Annotated in this window: 20 protein-coding genes; 6 read left to right on the forward strand and 14 right to left on the reverse strand. The window is 63.7% G+C overall.

Annotation, left to right across the window (positions count from 1 at the left end):
• Positions 1-52: 52 nt before the first annotated feature.
• The 6 genes from BGO64_RS07755 (at position 53) to nqrE (ending at position 5,720) form a co-directional block, all read left to right on the forward strand.
• Complete coding sequence (locus BGO64_RS07755; RefSeq protein ID WP_039041117.1) at positions 53-757, forward strand: disulfide isomerase DsbC N-terminal domain-containing protein; 705 nt, start codon at positions 53-55, stop codon at positions 755-757.
• Complete coding sequence (gene recJ / locus BGO64_RS07760; RefSeq protein ID WP_286700412.1) at positions 723-2,453, forward strand: single-stranded-DNA-specific exonuclease RecJ; 1,731 nt, start codon at positions 723-725, stop codon at positions 2,451-2,453. Before BGO64_RS07755 ends, recJ begins: the two co-directional genes overlap by 35 nt.
• Positions 2,454-2,603: 150 nt before the next feature.
• On the forward strand, positions 2,604-3,785 hold the full coding sequence (locus BGO64_RS07765) for a MerR family transcriptional regulator (RefSeq protein WP_286700413.1): 1,182 nt from the start codon (positions 2,604-2,606) through the stop codon (positions 3,783-3,785).
• Between the two features lie 40 nt (positions 3,786-3,825).
• On the forward strand, positions 3,826-4,329 hold the full coding sequence (locus tag BGO64_RS07770) for a GNAT family N-acetyltransferase (RefSeq protein WP_286700414.1): 504 nt from the start codon (positions 3,826-3,828) through the stop codon (positions 4,327-4,329).
• Between the two features lie 306 nt (positions 4,330-4,635).
• Positions 4,636-4,929, forward strand: a complete 294-nt coding sequence (locus BGO64_RS07775; RefSeq protein ID WP_010673751.1) for a hypothetical protein — start codon at positions 4,636-4,638, stop codon at positions 4,927-4,929.
• 191 nt (positions 4,930-5,120) lie between these two features.
• The gene (gene nqrE, locus BGO64_RS07780) at positions 5,121-5,720 is read left to right on the forward strand and encodes an NADH:ubiquinone reductase (Na(+)-transporting) subunit E (RefSeq protein ID WP_286700415.1); all 600 of its coding nucleotides are present in this window, start codon (positions 5,121-5,123) and stop codon (positions 5,718-5,720) included.
• A gap of 33 nt (positions 5,721-5,753) precedes the next feature.
• Here the strand turns inward: nqrE and BGO64_RS07785 are convergent, their stop codons facing one another.
• From BGO64_RS07785 to BGO64_RS07850, 14 genes are all read right to left on the reverse strand, one after another.
• The gene (locus BGO64_RS07785; protein ID WP_286700416.1) at positions 5,754-6,242 is read right to left on the reverse strand and encodes a GNAT family N-acetyltransferase; all 489 of its coding nucleotides are present in this window, start codon (positions 6,240-6,242) and stop codon (positions 5,754-5,756) included.
• A gap of 145 nt (positions 6,243-6,387) precedes the next feature.
• Positions 6,388-7,353, reverse strand: coding sequence for a lipoyl synthase (gene lipA / locus BGO64_RS07790; protein WP_039041111.1), 966 nt, complete (start codon positions 7,351-7,353; stop codon positions 6,388-6,390).
• A gap of 85 nt (positions 7,354-7,438) precedes the next feature.
• Positions 7,439-8,131 carry a lipoyl(octanoyl) transferase LipB gene (gene lipB, locus BGO64_RS07795; protein WP_257711267.1) on the reverse strand — a complete coding sequence of 231 codons (693 nt, stop codon included), beginning with the start codon at positions 8,129-8,131 and terminating at the stop codon, positions 7,439-7,441.
• 93 nt (positions 8,132-8,224) lie between these two features.
• Positions 8,225-8,488, reverse strand: coding sequence for a DUF493 family protein YbeD (gene ybeD, locus BGO64_RS07800; RefSeq protein WP_010673756.1), 264 nt, complete (start codon positions 8,486-8,488; stop codon positions 8,225-8,227).
• A 279-nt stretch (positions 8,489-8,767) separates the two neighbouring features.
• A complete protein-coding gene (locus BGO64_RS07805) occupies positions 8,768-9,997 on the reverse strand; it encodes a D-alanyl-D-alanine carboxypeptidase family protein (protein WP_010673757.1) in 1,230 nt (409 codons plus the stop codon).
• A 165-nt stretch (positions 9,998-10,162) separates the two neighbouring features.
• The gene (locus BGO64_RS07810) at positions 10,163-11,086 is read right to left on the reverse strand and encodes a septal ring lytic transglycosylase RlpA family protein (protein ID WP_286700417.1); all 924 of its coding nucleotides are present in this window, start codon (positions 11,084-11,086) and stop codon (positions 10,163-10,165) included.
• Positions 11,028-12,026 (reverse strand): lytic murein transglycosylase B, encoded by a 999-nt coding sequence (gene mltB / locus BGO64_RS07815; protein ID WP_286700418.1) that lies wholly within the window; start codon positions 12,024-12,026, stop codon positions 11,028-11,030. Before mltB ends, BGO64_RS07810 begins: the two co-directional genes overlap by 59 nt.
• Positions 12,026-13,129, reverse strand: coding sequence for a rod shape-determining protein RodA (gene rodA, locus BGO64_RS07820; protein ID WP_010673760.1), 1,104 nt, complete (start codon positions 13,127-13,129; stop codon positions 12,026-12,028). Before rodA ends, mltB begins: the two co-directional genes overlap by 1 nt.
• Positions 13,126-15,039, reverse strand: coding sequence for a penicillin-binding protein 2 (gene mrdA, locus BGO64_RS07825; protein WP_010673761.1), 1,914 nt, complete (start codon positions 15,037-15,039; stop codon positions 13,126-13,128). The genes rodA and mrdA overlap by 4 nt, the downstream gene beginning before the upstream one ends.
• Positions 15,040-15,103: 64 nt before the next feature.
• Positions 15,104-15,571 carry a 23S rRNA (pseudouridine(1915)-N(3))-methyltransferase RlmH gene (gene rlmH / locus BGO64_RS07830; RefSeq protein ID WP_005298242.1) on the reverse strand — a complete coding sequence of 156 codons (468 nt, stop codon included), beginning with the start codon at positions 15,569-15,571 and terminating at the stop codon, positions 15,104-15,106.
• A 21-nt stretch (positions 15,572-15,592) separates the two neighbouring features.
• A complete protein-coding gene (gene rsfS, locus BGO64_RS07835; RefSeq protein ID WP_010673762.1) occupies positions 15,593-15,934 on the reverse strand; it encodes a ribosome silencing factor in 342 nt (113 codons plus the stop codon).
• A gap of 212 nt (positions 15,935-16,146) precedes the next feature.
• The gene (gene nadD / locus BGO64_RS07840; protein ID WP_286700419.1) at positions 16,147-16,800 is read right to left on the reverse strand and encodes a nicotinate-nucleotide adenylyltransferase; all 654 of its coding nucleotides are present in this window, start codon (positions 16,798-16,800) and stop codon (positions 16,147-16,149) included.
• Positions 16,794-17,828 (reverse strand): DNA polymerase III subunit delta, encoded by a 1,035-nt coding sequence (gene holA / locus BGO64_RS07845; protein WP_286700420.1) that lies wholly within the window; start codon positions 17,826-17,828, stop codon positions 16,794-16,796. Before holA ends, nadD begins: the two co-directional genes overlap by 7 nt.
• A 27-nt stretch (positions 17,829-17,855) precedes the next feature.
• Positions 17,856-18,338 (reverse strand): LPS-assembly lipoprotein LptE, encoded by a 483-nt coding sequence (locus tag BGO64_RS07850; protein WP_286700421.1) that lies wholly within the window; start codon positions 18,336-18,338, stop codon positions 17,856-17,858.
• Between the last annotated feature and the right edge of the window lie 46 nt (positions 18,339-18,384).

An 18,384-nucleotide genomic window follows, 5' to 3' on the forward strand; every position in this document is an offset into this window, starting at 1 on the left:
ATTGTCTGGGTTACCTTATGAGACCCTTCAATCATGCCAAGTGAATGAGCTGATGCGATATTTACTGCTGGGAATGATGCTGCTGTGCGCTTTTGCGGCCAGCGCGGGGATGGACCCCCATGTGTTGAAACAGACCATAGAGCAGCGCCTCGGTGTGCAGGTCTACCTGGTGGACGAGACCCCCATGCCGGGCCTCTATCTGCTGGGCACGGCCCAGGGACTGCTCTACAGCGATGCCAGGGGAGACTATGTGCTGCAGGGCTCCATGCTGGATCTGGCCCACGACATGAGAAACCTCACCCGGCTCAGCCAGCAGCAGCAACGCAGGCTGGCGCTCTCCCAGATAGGGGAGGCCCGGCTCTGGCTCAAGGCCACCCCTGAACGCCACCGCCTCACCCTGTTTACCGATCTCGCCTGCGGTCCTTGCCGCATCGCGCTGGAGGAGTTGCCCCGCTTGCAGGCGAGGGGCGTGAGCGTGCAACTGCTGCCTGCGCCTGTCGCCGCCTCGGATCAGGCTAGCTGGTGCGATCCCGGGCTGCTGCGCGAACTCAACTTCAGCGATCGTTTGCCTGAGAGCGGTTGTAATGCGATCCTTGCCCATCATATCGGCCTGAGCCAATGGCTCGGGATCAAGGCGTCACCGAGCTGGGTCCTGCCCAATGGCGACCTGGTGCGCGGTTACCAGAGCCCCGAACAACTGCTCAAGATACTGGATCACATCAATGCCCCTGCTAATCCGTCGTCGTCCGCGAGTTGATGATTCCCATCTGCCCGCCACCCTGCACCCGCTGCTTCGCCAGATCTTCGCCAGCCGCGGGGTAGAAGACCCTGCCCTGCTGGAGCGCAGCGCCAACCAGCTGCTGCCGCCCCAACGTCTGTTCGGCATGGCGCAGGCGGTGCCGCTGCTGGCCGAGGCGCTGACGGCGCAAAAACGCATTCTCATCGTCGGTGACTTTGACTGCGACGGCGCCACCAGTTCGGCGCTGTGCGTGCTGGCCCTGCGCGCCATGGGCGGTCGCCACATCGATTTTCTGGTGCCCAACCGCTTCGAGTTCGGTTATGGCCTCACCCCGGAGATCGTCGAGCTGGCAGTGGCCCGTGGCGCCGAGTTCCTGATCACGGTGGACAACGGTATCTCCAGCATCGCCGGGGTGGCGGCGGCCAAGGCGGCCGGCATGCAGGTACTGGTTACCGATCACCATTTGCCGGGCCTGGAACTGCCTGACGCCGACGCGATAGTGAACCCCAACCAGCATGGCTGCGACTTCCCCTCCAAGTCGCTTGCCGGGGTCGGGGTCGCCTTCTATCTGATGGCGGCCCTCAACACCCATCTGCGCCAGAGCGGCTGGTATGAGCGTCAGGGGCTGCGCGCCCCCAACGTGGCAGATTACCTGGATCTGGTGGCCCTCGGCACCGTGGCCGACGTGGTAGCGCTGGATGGCAACAACCGCATCCTGGTTCATCAGGGTTTGCAGCGGATCCGGGCCGGCCGTTGTCGCCCCGGCATCCAGGCGCTGGTGGATGTGTCGGGCCGCGACGGTCGTCGCCTGTGCGCTGCCGATCTCGGCTTTGCGCTGGGGCCGCGCCTCAACGCGGTGGGCCGGCTCGATGACATGTCCCTCGGGGTCGCTTGTCTGCTCTGTGACGACATCAACCTGGCGCGCCAGTTCGCCTCCGAAATGGACAGCCTCAACCAGGAGCGCAAGGAGATCGAGCAGGGGATGCAGCAGGAGGCGCTCGCCACTTTGGAGCAGATCCGTTTTCGTGACGGCGAGGTGCCCTCCGGCATCGTGCTGCACCGAAACGAGTGGCATCAGGGGGTGGTGGGGCTGGTGGCCTCCAAGGTGAAGGAGAAGTACTACCGCCCGGTCATCGCCTTTGCCGAGAGCAGCGAGACCGAGCTCAAGGGATCCGGGCGCTCCATCCCGGGGGTGCACCTGCGCGATGCGCTGGAACTGCTCGATACCCGCCACCCCGGCTTGATGGGCAAGTTTGGCGGCCACGCCATGGCGGCCGGGTTGACCCTGCCCAAGGCCAATATCGAGGCCTTCGGGCGGGCTTTTGAGGCGGTCATCGGCGAGCTGGTGACCCCTGAGCTCTTGACCGGGGTGCTGCTCACCGATGGCGAACTGCTGCCGGACGAGCTCACCCTCGAGCTGGCGGAGCTTATTCGCGCCTCCGGCCCCTGGGGTCAGGCCTTCCCCGAGCCGCTGTTTGACGGCGAGTTCGTGCTGGTGCAGCAGCGGTTGGTGGGGGAGAAGCACCTCAAGATGATGCTGACCACGGATTCCGGCCACGCGGTGGATGCCATCGCCTTTGGCGTCGACTTGCAGCGCTGGCCCGATGCTTCGGTGAAGCGGGTGCGGCTGGTCTACCGGCTCGACGTCAACGAGTGGCGTGGCAACCGCAGCGTGCAGTTGTTGGTGGAGCATCTGGAAGCCGCCGGCCTCTGATCCCGCGAGTCTCTCTTGCTGTCGATGACGGCCACCTCAGGGTGGCCGTTTTTTTATGGTGTGAACCCGGATGTGGTCGTTGACCCGTCTATTGCTTCACAGTTTAAGCTTCCCTTCATCGGGTCACGGACCCCTCAGCGAGTGGTTGTCATGAAAATATCCGAACTGGCCCGGCGCTGCGGCCTGGCCCGCTCCACCCTGCTCTATTACGAGAAGCTGGGGGTGATTGCGGGCACGAGGGGCGCCAACGGCTATCGCCACTACGACGATGACGATCTGCAGCGGCTGCGGATGGTACAGGCCCTGCAGGCGGGTGGCCTCAGCCTCAAGCAGTGCCTCGCCTGTCTGGCGGGCGAGCTGGAGCAGGCGACACTGGAAGCCCGGGTCAGGGAGCTGGATGAAGAGCTGGCGCGGATGCAACGCGCCCGGGATTTGCTGGCAGATCTCGCCGGTTTGCGTGCGCACTCCGGCGACGAGTTCAAGGCCTGGCAGCAGCAACTGCAGCATCAAGCCCCGCAGGCTTACTTTGCCTGGGTGATGCAGCAGGGATTCAGTGAAAAAGAGCGCTACCACCTGCAGTGGCTCAGCAAAGACATGAATGAACATGAACGTTACATCCGGGATTTCAAGCTGCTGCTGGATGGCATGAGCTATTGGGGGCCGGGCGATAGCCTCTTCACCCAGCAGCAATTTGCCGCGCTGCCCAGCCAGCCTCGCCGGATCCTCGACATGGGCTGTGGGCGCGGCGCCGCCACCCTGGCGCTGGCACAGGTGACGGACGCCACCATCGTAGCCATCGATCTGGACGAGGAGGCGCTGGCCGCCGTGGCCCGTAGCGCCAGTGCTGCGGGGCTGAGTCAGGTCACTACCCTGTGCGCCAACATGGCGGCGCTGCCGGCAGACCTGACCCCCGCCGATCTCATCTGGGCCGAGGGGAGCGCCTACACCATCGGGGTGGCCAACGCCTTGCAGGCATGGCGGCCGTACCTTGCCGATCCTGCTGCCTGCCTGGTGCTGAGCGACCTGGTGTGGCTGACGGACACGCCGCCAGAGGAGGCACTGGCGTTCTGGCAGCGGGATTATCCCGCCATGCAGACCCTCGCGGGCCTGCTCAAAACGGTGCAGGAGGCGGGTTATCGCTGCCTGTGGCACACCGAGTTGCCGCAAAGGGCCTGGGACAACTATCTGGATCCCATCGAGCGCAATCTGGCGCGCCACCGTGCCGAGCTGGGGGATAGCCCAGCCTGGCAGGATCTGAGCCGGGAAGTGGCCATCCACCGCCAATACCTGGGCAGCTATGGCTATGTGATCTGCTGCCTGCAGACAGTCTGATCAGGCCATCCATTGAAAGAGAGCAAACGGAGAAAACCTTATGAATATTCTCATTCGACCTGAAACGGGCGCCGATCACGACGCCATTGAAGCGCTGACCGTGGCCGCGTTCCTCAATGCCCCCCATACCGATCACAACGAACAGCTGATCGTGCGCGCCTTGCGCCAGGCCGGGGCACTCAGCCTGTCGCTGGTGGCGGAGCAGGCGGGGCGGGTGGTCGGCCACCTCTGCTTCTCGCCGGTCACCATCAGCGATGGCAGCCCGCACTGGTATGGCCTTGGCCCCATTTCCGTCTCCCCTGCGCTTCAGGGCAGGGGGCTGGGGTCACGGCTGATGGACGCGGGTCTGGCCGAGCTCAAGGGGATAGGGGCGGCCGGCTGCGTAGTGCTGGGGGATCCCGGCTTCTACGGCCGTTTCGGTTTCGTGCCCGAGCCGGGGTTGACGCTGCTCGGCGTGCCGCCCGAGTACTTCATGGCCTGCTCGTTCGGCGCTGCCATGCCCAGTGGTGAAGTGCGCTACCACCAGGCCTTCCAGCAGGGGTGAGCCCTCACCTTGAGGAAGATGCAAGTCGCTTTCTCAAGGTGGTGCAACCTTGTCGGTTTTAGGAAATGGGGCGGTGTTTAATATCAACCTTTCTGATATCTCATGGTGGAAAATGCAATAAGTGACGGTATTGTGATATATTCCACCTGTAATTTTTCTTGACGGACCGCCCCCTTGTCATCCTCTCGCCGCCCCTCGTCATGGCCGATGGTGCTTGCCATCGCCTGCCTTCTGTGGCTTGCCGCTGCGGCGGCGGCAGGGGTCGTTGCAACGCCGGGAATGGAGACGCAAGGGCAGGAGTGGCCGATGCTGTTCCATGAGCCAGCGAACCCGGGGCTTGCCGACAACGTCAGCCTGCCGCCCGCCTCCCAGTGGCGGCTCGGTTTCGAACAGGGACGGCGACTGGAAGGGGCCGCTCATGCCGAGCTCTACCAGATGCTGCTGGCCTGGTTCCAGCACGAGATCCTCGGCCTGCTCTGCGGCCTGCTGTTTTTCCTGCCCCTCATCTATCTCAGGCAGCGGCCCGACTACTTCGGCGCTCTGCACACACGGCGGCTTCGCTGCCACCACCTGCAATATCGCTTCTGCCAGGGCGACTAGGTTCACCAGCCGGGCGCCCGCCCGTTTGATCCCCGTCATTGAGTACCGCTGACCGGGCTGCTCGGCAGTCTGGCGGCTGCCGTGGTCATTACCGGGTGCTGCGCCAGCTCTCTCTGTAAACGTCATCTTCGCGACTGGCCGTTGGCCGGGCGCGGACATGCTCTTATTGCAATCAAGTGGTGAACTCATTCATGGACTATTACGTCAATCTCTTCATCCAGGCGATCTTTGTGGAAAACCTGGCGCTGGCCTTCTTCCTTGGCATGTGCACCTTCCTGGCCGTCTCGAAAAACATCAACACGGCCTTCGGTTTGGGCATGACGGTGCTGGTGGTCATGGTGATCGCCATCCCCCTCAACAACCTGATCTACCGCCATATCCTGCGTCCCGAGAGTACCTTCCTCGGGGAGTTTGATCTGGGCTTTCTCGACTTCATCGTCTACATCGGGGTGCTGGCGGCGCTGGTGCAGGTGATGGAGATGGTGCTCGACAAACATTTCCCGGCGCTCCATCACGCGCTCGGTATCTATCTGCCGCTGCTGACGGTGCACTGCGCCATCTTCGGCGGGGTGATGTTCATGGCCCAGCGGGATTACGACTTCATCGAATCCGTGGTCTACGGGGCGGGCTCAGGGCTGGGCTGGCTGCTGGCCATCGTCGCCATTGCGGGGTTGCGCCAGAAGATGAAGTATTCGGATGTGCCCGAGGGGTTGAGGGGGATTGGCATTACCTTCATCGTGGCGGGGCTGATGTCCCTCGGCTTCATGTCTTTTTCCGGCATCTCGCTCTGAGCCATGGGCCGGGTGGTGGCCCAATGAAGGTGCTCAATCCAGACGCTTTGCCATGTTGTAGCCCGTGATGGTGAAGCCCAGTGCCTGATAGAGCGCCAGTGCCCTCGGGTTGTCATGGGCCCCCCTCAGCTTGATCTGGTGGATGCCTAGGGGGGCGAGCTGCGCCTCCAGGGCGGCCATGGCAGCCTTGCCGAGGCCGCGACCACGATGGGGCGGTGTCACATAGAAGTCGTAGATGAAGGTGGTGCCGGCGGCGCCGTCGATGGCGTGCCAGAGATAGCCCAGAGGCTCGCCCGGTGTGTTCGAGGCTTCAGGTACCATGGCGAGCAGGTGATGACCCGGGGTGGCGACACCCAGTGGCAGGAGCTGCTGCAACGAGGCGTCGGCCTGACGGTGGGCGTCAGGCAGCGCCATCCCGTGGTTGCTGGCAAGATCCTGGGCGTAATCCTCGATGAAGTAGTCGCGATAGGCGGGAAAGTCTGCGTCACGCAGGGGGATCAGGCGAACGGTGAGAGTCGGCATCCGGCACAGCACTCCAGAGAAGGGGAGTGGCCACGTTACGCCAGAACGGCGCCAATCACAAAGGGACAACCGCTGCCTGCGAGGTGACGGCGATAAAAAAAGAGCGCCCAGAGGCGCTCTTTTTTCTGCCAGCAGGAAAAGAGGCTTATTTGACCTCTTCCCCCTTGGCTTGCAGGTCTGCGTGGTAGGAGGAACGCACGAAGGGACCGCAAGCGGCGTGGCTGAAGCCGAGATCCATGGCCACATCCTTGAGTTCGTCGAATTCTGCGGGCGGCACATAACGCTTCACCGGCAGGTGGTGGCGGCTCGGTTGCAGGTACTGGCCCAGGGTCAGCATGTTGACGCCGTGCTCGCGCAGATCCTTGAGCACCTCGACGATCTCCTCGTTGGTCTCGCCAAGGCCCATCATCAGGCCGGACTTGGTCGGCACGTGGGGGTGCATCTCCTTGATGCGGCGCAGCAGCTCCAGGGACCACTTGTAATCGGCACCCGGACGGGCAACCCGGTACATGCGCGGGGCGGTTTCCAGGTTGTGGTTGAAGACGTCAGGCGGGGTCTCGCGGAACACCTCCAGCGCCTGCTCCATCCGGCCACGGAAGTCCGGGGTCAGGATCTCGATACGGGTCTGGGGGCTGTGCTCGCGGATCTCGCGGATGCAGTCGGCGAAGTGCTGGGCACCGCCGTCCCGCAGATCGTCGCGGTCCACCGAGGTGATCACCACGTACTTGAGGTTCATCTCCTTGATGGTGAGTGCCAGCTTCTTCGGTTCCTCCGGATCCAGCGGCAACGGACGGCCGTGGGCCACGTCGCAGAAGGGGCAGCGGCGGGTACAGATGGCGCCCATGATCATGAAGGTCGCGGTGCCGTGGTTGAAGCACTCCGCCAGGTTGGGGCAGGAAGCCTCTTCACACACAGAGTGCAGCTTGTTTTTGCGCAGGGTGCTCTTGATGTGCTCGATCTTCTGGCTCGACGGCGGCAGCTTGATCCGCATCCACTCCGGCTTGCGCAGCACTTCCTCGTTGGGATCCGGCATGAATTTCACCGGGATCAGGGCCATCTTGTCGCCATCGCGCAGCTTGACGCCCGGCTCCATACGAACGGGTTTGCTCATGATTCACTCTCGGTGTTTGTTATTGTCTGGTTGACGGTCATCAGGGGCCTCCCGGCTCCCTCGTGACCACGGGGCATGGGGTTGCTCATGCCGCCTCTTCGGTATTCGTGATCTCTTGGTAGCCAATCAGGCGGGCCAGCTCCGTCACCAGCAGGGACTGTGCCTCGGCGACGCTCTGCGGGCCGCCCAGGGCGCTGGTCTGGGTCATGGCCATGCCCGCATAGCCGCACGGATTGATGCGCAGGAAGGGAGTCATGTCCATGTTGACGTTGAGGGCCAACCCGTGGAACGAGCACCCCTTGCGAATGCGCAAACCCAGGGACGCCAGCTTGGCTTCCATACCCAGATCGCTCTTCACGTAGACGCCCGGGGCATCGGCCTTGGCGTAGGCCTTGATATTGCTTTTGGCGAGCGTGTTGATGATGGCGGTTTCGAGGCAGGTCACCAGCTCCCGTACAGAGAGCTTGCTGCGGCGCACATCCACCAGCACGTAGAGCACCAGCTGGCCCGGGCCGTGATAGGTCACCTGGCCGCCGCGATCACTCTGCACCACCGGGATGTTGCCCGGGGCGAGCAGGTGTTCGGCCTTGCCGGCCTGGCCCTGGGTGTAGACGGGGTCATGCTCCACCACCCAGAACTCGTCCGGGGTGTCGGGGGTGCGATTGTCGGTGAACGCCTTCATGGCGTCCCACACCGGCTGGTAGGGGCGACGGCCCAGCTGTCTGACGAGCAGTTGGCCGGCTGACGGTTGTGGCTCGGCGGGCGTTTCGAGTGACATCTTTCCTCACTGGCGGCGCGGTGTCGGTACGGTCGCCGCTGCGACCGGGCGGCAAATAATCAGTCGCCCCGGTGGTGGGGCGAGAGAGGCAACTTACAGGACGTAACGAACCAGCTCGATCTTGCCAAGGGCGGTATACATGGCCTCGATGTGTTCCTTGCTCTGGGCGGTGACCGTCACCCGTACCGAGTGATAGTTGCCCTTGGAGCTAGGTTGAACGGTCGGGCTGTAGGTGCCGGGAGCATGTTGCTGCAGCACTTCCACCACCATGTCGGGCAGGGCGGGATCGGCCACGCCAAGCACCTTGAACGGGAACTTGCAGGGGAACTCCAGCAGTTCATCAAACTTGGTATTCATCTACTTCACCTTTCTGGGTCGCCGGGAAGCGGCGTCATCTTTACGTCTTTGAGGGCCGCCGAAACGGTCCCCTCATCTGCCCCCAGGGGACAGTTCCCAGTCTATATGGGCATGAGCCGCCTCGGGATCAAGACCCGGCGGTGCGGCAAGACGTGGAAATGCTGCTTTTTACCACAAATCGTCAGTCGGCGGAACCTGCAGATTACAGGGTTATTGACTGGACAGACCGCAAAAGACAGCAGCGGCGCCTGTTGGCGCCGCTGCTTGAGGAAGGGTCTGTTACTTGAACCAGCTGGAGACCAGCATGACCAGGTAATCCCACAGGCGGCTCATCAGGCCACCTTCCTGCACCTCTTCCAGGGCAACCAGGGGAACCTGCTTGATCTCCTTGTCCCCTTGCTTGAGGTACACGGTGCCGACGCGCTGGCCCTTGGCCAGGGGCGCCTTCAGCTCGCTCTCCAGCTGGAAGTCCGCCTTGAGGTTGTTGCCCTGGCCACGGGTGACCAGCACGGAGACGTCCTTGTCGACCCCCAGCTTCACTTCCGGCTTGTCGCCCATCCAGATCTTCTGGGTGACCAGTTCGGTGCCCGCCTTGTAGGGGGTCAGGCTCTGGAAGAAGCGGAAGCCGTAGGTGAGCAGCTTCTTGCTTTCGGCAGCGCGTGAGGCCTCGCTGTTGGCCCCCATGACCACGGCGATCAGGCGCATGCCTTCGTTGTTGGTGGCGGAAGAGACCAGGTTGTAGCCGACCTGGCTGACGTGACCTGTCTTGATGCCGTCAACCTGCAGGGATTGGTCCCACAGCAGGCGGTTGCGGTTGTGCTGGGTGATGCCGTTGAACACGAAGGACTTCTGGGAGTAGATCTTGTACTCCTCCGGCTGATCGTGGATCAGGGCCTGACCCAGGCGGGCCATGTCGCGGGCGGTACTGTAGTGGCCCTCTTCATCCAGGCCGTGGGGGTTCTTGAACTGGGAGTCCTTCATGCCGAGCTTGGCGGCCCAGGCGTTCATCAGGCTGGCGAAGGAGTCGGTGCTGCCTGCCAGGTGCTCGGCCATGGCGACGCAGGCGTCGTTGCCGGACTGGATGATGATGCCCTTGTTGAGATCATCGACGGAGACCTGCTTGCCCACCTCGATGAACATCTTGGAGGAATCGGAGTAGTTCTTGGACCAGGCGTTCTGGCTGATGGTCACCATGTCGGTGCCCTTGATGTTCCCCTTGTGCAACTCGTCGCCGACGATGTAGGAGGTCATCATCTTGGTCAGGCTGGCGGGGGGCAGACGCTCGTCGGCGTTCTGCTCGGCCAGCACCTGTCCGGAGAAGTAGTCGATCAGGATGTGGGCCTTGGCGGAGATTTCGGGCGCGGCAGGCACCACCATGGGGGCGCTGTTCAAAGTGGGGACCGGCTGGGCACTCGGCAGGGCCGAATCCGGGGTCGGAACAGGCTGGTTGGCCTGAGCGGTGGCGCTTAACAGGGAGGCCAGAATAACGGAGCGGGCAAATTTGGACATCTTGAAATTCCTGGTGCCTGGATGGGATGTACCCAAGTTGAAAAAAAGCGGGCCCCACTATACCAGATGTGCGTGTCGGTCATAGTCCGAGATGCGACCTGGACGGGATTTTATGGGATGGTCCCCGACCTCGCGTCGTATCCCGGCGCGAGGTCGGGGCGGGTATCAGGGCACGATGAAGGCCTGCTCCAACCCACCCTGGCGGATCTGCTCGAGCAGAGGGGCCTGCTTGTCGCTGGCCACGGGTCCGAGCAGGACGCGGAAGACGGCGCCATGTGCCACCACCTGGTACGGCACGCCATAGCGCTGGGTCATCACCTTGCCCATGGCCTCGGCCCGCGCCTGCGAGCCGCTGGCGAGCACCTGGATCATCTTGCCCTGGGTCGCACCGGCCTTGGGGGGGGAGACGGTGGTGGTTGCCGTGGCGGCAGGAGCAGGCTCGGCCTTGGCCGGTGCCGTGGGGGCCGGCGTCTCGTTGACGAAGGAATTGGCTGCTGGCGCCGCTGGCTCCATGGGCGTCATCGGGGTCATGGGCACCATCTCCACCATCTGATCCGGCTGATCGGTGATGAGTTCGAGGCGCACCCGGGCCTCACCCCCTTCCACCATCTCCAACTGCGCGGCGGCGGCGTGGGAGAGATCGATGAGGCGATCGCTGCCGAAGGGGCCGCGATCATTGACGCGTACTATGGTCTCCAGACCGTTGTCCAGATTGGTGACCCGCACGTAGCTTGGCAGGGGCAGGTTGCGGTGGGCGGCGCTGAACAGGGTGCTGTCCTGCACGTCGCCGTTGGCAGTCTTGTTGCCGTCCAGATCCCGGGAGAGCCAACTGGCAGTGCCTTCCTCGCTGTAGTGCTTGACGTCGCGCCACACCTCAAACTTCTGCTTGCCGATCCAGTAGTCCCGGTTGCCGCTCTCGCTCATGGGTTCGGGACGGGGAATGGCGCCGGTCGCCTGGGGGATCTCGATGACCTGGGGCTTCTCCTGGGGGACGGGCTCCGGGGGCAGCGGCTGGGGTTCGGGTTGGCTGCTACAGGCGGCCAGCAACAAGGTCAGGCTGAGGGGAAGAAGTTTGTGGCTGTAATGCATAAGCGTCCTGGATTGCTTGACTGAGTTGATGCACCGCCATCGCATAGAGAGGGCTGCGATTGTAGCGGGTGATCACGTAAAAATTGTGGCGCGCGACCCAGTATTCCGGTCCTTCGGCCTGCTCCATCGCCAGCAGTTTTACCGGCGTCTCGGGTGACGGCGGTGTGGCGACTTCTATGCCCGCAGCGGCCAGCTCTGCCCAGCGGTGTCTTAGCTCGGGCTCGGGTGCAAGCAGGGTACCTACTGGCGCCAATCCGATCAAGGCGGGCTCCACCACCGGCTCGCCCCAGCGCCAGTGGTGCAGGGCGAAGTAGTTGGCCACGCTGCCGATGGCATCTGCCGGGTTGGCGAAGAGATCCCGCTTGCCGTCTCCGTCGAAGTCGACCGCGTAGTGGCGGTAGCTGGAGGGCATGAACTGGCCCATGCCCATGGCGCCGGCATAGGAGCCCTTGAGATTGGTGAGCGGCCACTTCTCTTCCCGGGCAAGCAGCACCAGCTGGGCAAACTCCTTGGCGAAGAAATCCGCCCGTTCTGGGTAGTGGAATCCCAGGGTGTAAAGGCTGTCGAGCACCGGATGGCGGCCCATCTGTCGACCGTAAAAGGTCTCGATGCCGATGATGGCGACGATGAGGGAGGCGGGGACCTGGTAGGTCTGCTCGGCCCGTGCCAGGGTGGCGGCATGGCGCTGCCAGAATCCCACTCCGTCCCGGATGCGCTCCGGGGTGATGAACAGCGGCCTGTAGCGGTGCCAGGGCTTGGCTTCCCAGGGGCGGCGGATGGTGTCCAGCACCTCCTGGCGCAGGCTGGCCTGGGCGGCGGCGGCCTGCAACTCTGCCAGCGGCACCTGCTGCTGCTCGGCAAGCAGGCTGAGCCGGGCCGGCGAGACGGCAGCACCCGCCGTCAGGGTGCACAGAGATAGAGCCAGCCAGCCGAGCCGCATCAGGCGAGCAGCCGCCTGTGGGTCTGGATGGACATCAGAACGCCGAAGCCCGCCATCAGGGTCACCATGGAGGTGCCGCCGTAGCTCACCAGTGGCAGGGGAACCCCTACCACCGGCAGGATGCCGCTTACCATGCCCATGTTGACGAACACATAGACGAAGAAGGTCAGGGTCAGGGCGCCCCCCAGCAGGCGTTCGAAGCTGTTCTGGGCCTGCATGGAGATAAACAGGCAGCGGCTGATGATGTAGAGGTAGATGACCAGCAAGAGGGCCACTCCCACCAGACCGAACTCCTCGCTGAAGACGGCGAAGATGAAGTCGGTGTGGCGCTCTGGCAGGAATTCGAGCTGGGACTGGGTGCCTTGCAGCCACCCCTTGCCGAACACGCCGCCGGAGCCGATCGCAATCTTGGACTGGATGATGTGATAGCCGCGACCGAGCGGGTCCTTCTCCGGGTCCAGCAGCATTAGCACCCGCTGGCGCTGGTAGTCGTGCATCAGGAAGAACCAGAGTACCGGCATGAAGGCGCAGATGAGCAAGACCGCGAGCCCGATGAGCCACCAGCTGATCCCCGCCAGGAAGATGACGAAGAAGCCGGAAGCGGCCACCAGGATGGAGGTGCCGAGATCGGGTTGGGCCGCGATCAGCAGGGTGGGCAGCAGCACCATCACCAGGGCGATCATCACATGGCTGAACTTTGGCGGCAGGGAGTGCCGGCTGAGCCAGGCGGCCACCATGATGGGCATGGAGAGTTTCATCACCTCGGAGGGCTGGAACTTCATGAAGCCGAGATCGAGCCAGCGCTGGGCCCCCTTGCCGATATGGCCGAACACGTCCACCGCGATGAGCAGCAGCACCACCACCGCAAACAGGGGCACCGACCAGCGGGCATAGAGGGAGGGCGGCAGCTGGGCCATGCCGATCATCAGACCGAAGGCCAGGGCGCCGCGCACCAGCTGGCGCACGATGGAGTCGAGATCCTGGCCCGAGGCGGAGTAGAGCACCACCATGGAGAGGGCCATCAGGGTCAGCAGGCCGAGCAGCAGCGGCAGGTCGATGTGCAGCTTGTACCAGATGCTCTGCTGGCGGGCAGAATTACTCATTGGGAAACGACCTCACTCGGTTGGGACGGCTTTTCCGGTGCCGGTGGCAACTGGGGTTCCGGCGGCAGCAGATAGGCATCCAGCATGTGGCGGGCGACCGGTGCCGCCATGGCGCTGCCGCCCCCGGCGTTCTCCAGCACCAGGGCGACCACCGCCTTGGGTGCCTCGAAGGGGGCGAAGGCGACGAACAGGGCGTTGTCGCGGTGCTCCACCTTGGTGGTGGCCGCGTTGTAGACCTGGTTCTCCTTGAGGCCCACCACCTGGGCGGTGCCGGACTTGCCCGCCGCCTTGTAGGGGGTATTGGCGAAGGCGCGGCGCCCCGTCCCTTCGTGGCCGTTGATGACGCGCCACATGCCGTCCTTGGCCACCTGCCAGTAGGTATCGCTCTTGGCGGCGATGGCCACGTTCGGGTTGATGGGGGCGTTGACCACGCCATCGGAGGAGGCGGTGCTCTTGAGCAGGTGCGGCGTCACGTCGTGACCGTTCTGGGTCAGGATGCTGATGGCCTTGGCGAGCTGGATCGGGGTGGCGCTCCAGTAGCCCTGGCCGATGCCGATGGAGATGGTGTCCCCCTGGTACCAGGGTTGACGCCAGCGGGCCATCTTCCAGTCCCGGGAGGGCATGACGCCCCGGGTCTCTTCATAGAGGTCCACGCCGCTGTACTGGCCGAAGCCGAACTTGGTCATGTAGCTGTTGATCTTGTCGATGCCGACCCGGTAGGCGAGATCGTAGAAATAGGTATCCGCCGAGACCTCGATGGCGCGATAGACGTCGAGCCAGCCGTGGCCCCAGCGGCGCCAGTCCCGGAACTTCTTGGTGGTGCCCGGGATGGAGAAGCTGGGCCCGCCGAAATAGCGGTAATTGGGGGTGATCGCCCCCTCGTTGAGCCCCATCACCGCCATCATGGGCTTGACGGTGGAGGCGGGGGCATAGATGCCCTGGGTGGTTCGGTTCACCAGCGGCCGGGCGGGATCGTTGAGCAGCGCCGAGTAGTTGGCGCTGGAGATGCCGGTCACGAACAGGTTGGGGTCGTAGCTCGGGCTCGACTCCATGGCCAGGATGGCGCCGGTGTTGGGCTCCATCATCACGATGGCGCCCCGGCGGCCGGCCAGCAGCTCCTGGGCTTTCAACTGCAGGCGGATGTCGATGTTGAGGTAGATGTCCTTGCCGGGCTCGGGGGGCTGGAATTTCAGGGTGCGTACCACCCGGCCGCGGTTGTTCACCTCGACCTCCTGATACCCCGCCACGCCGTGCAGCTGATCCTCGTAGTACTTCTCTACCCCCTGTTTGCCGATGTCCTTGGTGGCGGCATAGTTGGCGAGCTTCTCCTCCTTCTCGAGGCGCTCCACGTCACGGGTGTTGATCTTGGCCACGTAGCCCAGGGCATGGGTCAGGGTATCGCCGAACGGGTAGTAGCGCTTGAGGTAGGCCTCGATGCTGGCCCCCGGGTAGTTGTGCTGGTTGACCGAGAAGAGGGCGACCTGGTATTCGGTCAGCTTCTCGAACAGGGGCACGGGCTTGAAGCGGCGCTGACGTTTGACCTCGGCCAGGAACTTCTCCTTGGTCCCCTCCGGCAGGGCCAGCAGGGTGATGAGGTCGTCCGCGGTCTTCTCCAGGTTCTCGGTCTCTTCGGGCACGATCTCCAGGCTGTAGACCGGGCGGTTTTCCGCCAGCAGGACACCGTTGGCGTCGTAGATGAGACCACGGGGCGGCGCCACCGGCACCACACGGATGCGGTTGTCGTTGGATCGGGTCTGATAGGTTTCGTAAGACTCTACTTGCAGGTAGTAGAGGTTAGCCAGCAGCACCAGCATGAGGGTGACCATGCCGATGTAGGCGACCAGGGTGCGCCGGAAGAACAGACGTCCCTCGGCACTGTGATCGCGCATTTCAATGCGATTCTTCAGCATGCCGTTACCTTGTGGCTGACGTGCGGGTGAGAGAGGAGAAATGCATGCTCAGGGTCGGCATGGGTCACTCTCTGTGATAAGGGTGATTGGTGGTGATGCTCCAGGCGCGGTAGAGGCTCTCGGCCACCAGTACCCGCACCAGGGGATGGGGCAGGGTCAGGGGCGAGAGCGACCAGCTCTGTTCCGCGGCAGCCTTGCACTCGGGGGAGAGCCCCTCCGGGCCACCCACCAGCAGCGCCACGTCCCGGCCATCCAGCTTCCAGGCTTCCAGTTGCACGGCGAGTTGCTCCGTGGTCCAGGGCTTGCCCGGAATGTCCAGGGTCACGATGCGGGAGCGGCCGGCGGCGGCCAGCATGGCTTCCCCTTCCTTTTGCAGGATGCGGGGAATATCGGCATTCTTGCCGCGCTTGCCTGCGCCGATCTCGACCAGCTCGAACGGCATGTCTTTGGGGAAGCGGCGACGGTACTCTTCGAAGCCATGCTCTACCCAGGCAGGCATCTTGGTGCCCACGGCAATCAACTGGATCTTCATCTTTGGTTACGCTGTCGCCCTTTATTGCGAATTGACCTGGGCGGCGCCGCTCCAGAGTTTTTCCAGCTGGTAGAAGTCGCGGTACTCATCCTGCATCACGTGGACGATGACCGACCCCATGTCCACCAGCACCCACTCACCGGTGAGTTCCCCTTCCACGCTCAGCAGGTCGAGCCCCGCATGACGGGCCTCGCTGGCGAGGTTGTGGGCGATGGCACTGACGTGACGATTGGAGTTGCCGGAGCAGATGATCATGGTGTCCGTGATGCTGGATTTGCCGCGCACATCGAGGGTGATGATGTCGCGGCCTTTCATGTCATCGATCTTGTCGACGATAAAGGCGAGCAATTCTTGGCCTTGCAATGTCTTCTCCTATCTTCCGGCGCCAGAGGGCGGCGGATTATATCATGGTCACTCCCGTTTCCCAGCCTGGCAAAGGGAGCATCGCCCGGGGAGCCGTCCCGTGGGGGAGGGGCCCCTTGACGATCACTATAGTGTGCAACCCGGCCTGGCAATAGTCAGGGCCGGGCCCTGTGCGCCCGGACGTGTCGGCTGACCCGCCTGCGTGACGCCGTTTACTGCGTTGCCGATGAGCGGTAGAGCCCGTGGCGCCGAATATAGTCGGCGACCGGGTTGGGCAGCAGGTATTTGGGATCCTGGCCTGCCGCGAGCAGGGCACGCAGGCGTGTGGCCGACAGCTCGACGGGCAGGTTGTCACAAAGCCAGACATGACCGTGGCGCTGGCGATGGAGATCCTGAATGTCCCGGGTCTGGTGGCGGGCCAGCAGCGCGGCAACCTGGACGGGATAATCCGGTTGCCAGCCTGGGCGGCAGCTCACCACCAGATGGGCGTAATCGAGCAACTCCTGCCAGCGGTGCCAGCCCGGCAGGCCGAGCAGGGAATCCATCCCCATCAAAAAGCAGAGCGGGGTGTCCGGCAGCTCGCTCCTCAATTCGACAAGGGTGTCGATGGTCCAGGAGGGGGTGTTGCGCCTGAGCTCCCGCTCATCCACCACGAATCCCGGGTTGTCCGCCGCAGCCAGCCGGACCATGGCCAGACGCTGCTCGCTGGAGCAGAGCGGATTGGCCCGGTGGGGCGGGATATGGTTCGGGAGCAGGCGCACCTCGGCCAGACCCAGGGCGTCCCGTGCCTCGATGGCGGGCCTCAGGTGGCCGATGTGAATGGGATCGAAGGTGCCGCCGAGGATCCCGATGGGCGGTGTCAGCATGATTCCGTCTCCAGCAGGGGGAGCGGGATACCGTCACGAAAGCCGAGGGCGATGGTTTGCAGCATCAGCCAGGCCTGCTCGGTGTCGAAATGGCGCTGGGCATGGTCCAGCCGGGCCATCAGTTGCCAGAGCTGTCGGATCTTGGGGAAGGGAAGCCGGGTCAGCGCCTGCTGGATGAGCTGCTGGCGACTCTGCCAGATGCGCAGGCGGCTGAAATGCTCCACCAGGGGCTGTCCGGCGCGGGCGGCCAGCGCCAGCTCGGTGAGCTGCTCCAGTTCGCGGCACAGGGTCCAGGCCAGCATGCCGGGTTCGGTACCTTCGGCGCGCAGGGCCAGCAGGATGCGCTGGGCCCGGTTCACCTTTCCTTCCAGCAGGGTATCGACGAGCTGGAAGGGGGTGAAGTGGGCGTGGCGGATGATGGTCTCCTGCAGATAGGCGACGCTGATGGGCTGGGGCGGGGAGAGCAGGGTCAGCTTCTCGATCTCCTGGCTCGCGGCCAGCAGGTTGCCCTCGTAGGCGTGGCACATGAAGTTGACCGCATCCGGCAGTGCCTTGAGGCCGAAGCGCTGAAAGCGGGCGCTCATCCAGCGCGGGAAGAAGCGGGGCTCGGGGTGGTTGACCGGCACATAGGTGCCGCTCTGGCTCAGCTTGTCGAACCAGGCCGCCTTCATCTGGGTCTGGTTGAGGCGGGGGCCCGAGAGCACCAGCAGCAGGTCGGGGTGGAGTTGCTTGCCAATATCGCTGATGCGGGCGGCGAGATCCTTGTCGATCTTGGCGGGCAGCTCCAGCTCGATGATCTGGCGAGCCGAGAACAGGCTCATGGCCTGGCAGGCATCGTAGACCTGGTTCCAGTCCAGCCCCTGTTCCACCACGAAGCTGTGGCGCTCATCGAAGCCCTGTTTGCGTGCCACCTGACGCACGGCGTCGACAGCTTCCAGTTTGAGCAGGGGCTCGTCCCCAAAAATGAGATAGCAGGGCTTGAGCCCTGCCTTGAGATGATCCGCAAACTGCTCGGGATAGACTCTCATCAACACCCTCTCATCAAGATACGCGCATCAGAACTTGACCTGACTGAGCTGGCGAATAACCAGGTTGGCGGCCTGCTCCTGCATCTCCTTGCCGAGCTGCTCCTGCTCGCGGGAGGAGGCGAGTGCCGCATCCGGCTTGTTCAGGAAGCTGCGGTTGAAGGTGATGGGGAAGACCTGGGTCGGTTTGCCCGGCATGACCACGGTGAACTGGGTGCTGTAACTCAGCAGGTATTCGCGGTCCTGGCCGATGGAGTCGACGGAGGCGACCTGGCTGCGGCTACGTACCCCGGCCAGGGTCAGCACCGGGATGCCCTCCTTGTCGGCGAGCTGCACGCCAGCGGCCTTGAGACGGGTGGTGACCAGCCGGTAGAAGTCGCTCTTGTTGTCACCGACCACTTTCATGGTCATCAGTTCGGGGGGAATGGCGGTGCCCCGCATCTGAAAACCGCAGGCCTGCAGCAACAGTCCTGCCAGCACGATGGTCATCCAGCGCGTGAAGATGGTGCCCATAAAAAATCCTCTTTGCATGAAGGGAAGAGCGGCGGGCGCAGGGCCC

Source organism: Aeromonas sp. 62-46, from assembly GCF_001898585.1.
Taxonomy (GTDB): Bacteria; Pseudomonadota; Gammaproteobacteria; order Enterobacterales; family Aeromonadaceae; genus Aeromonas; species Aeromonas caviae.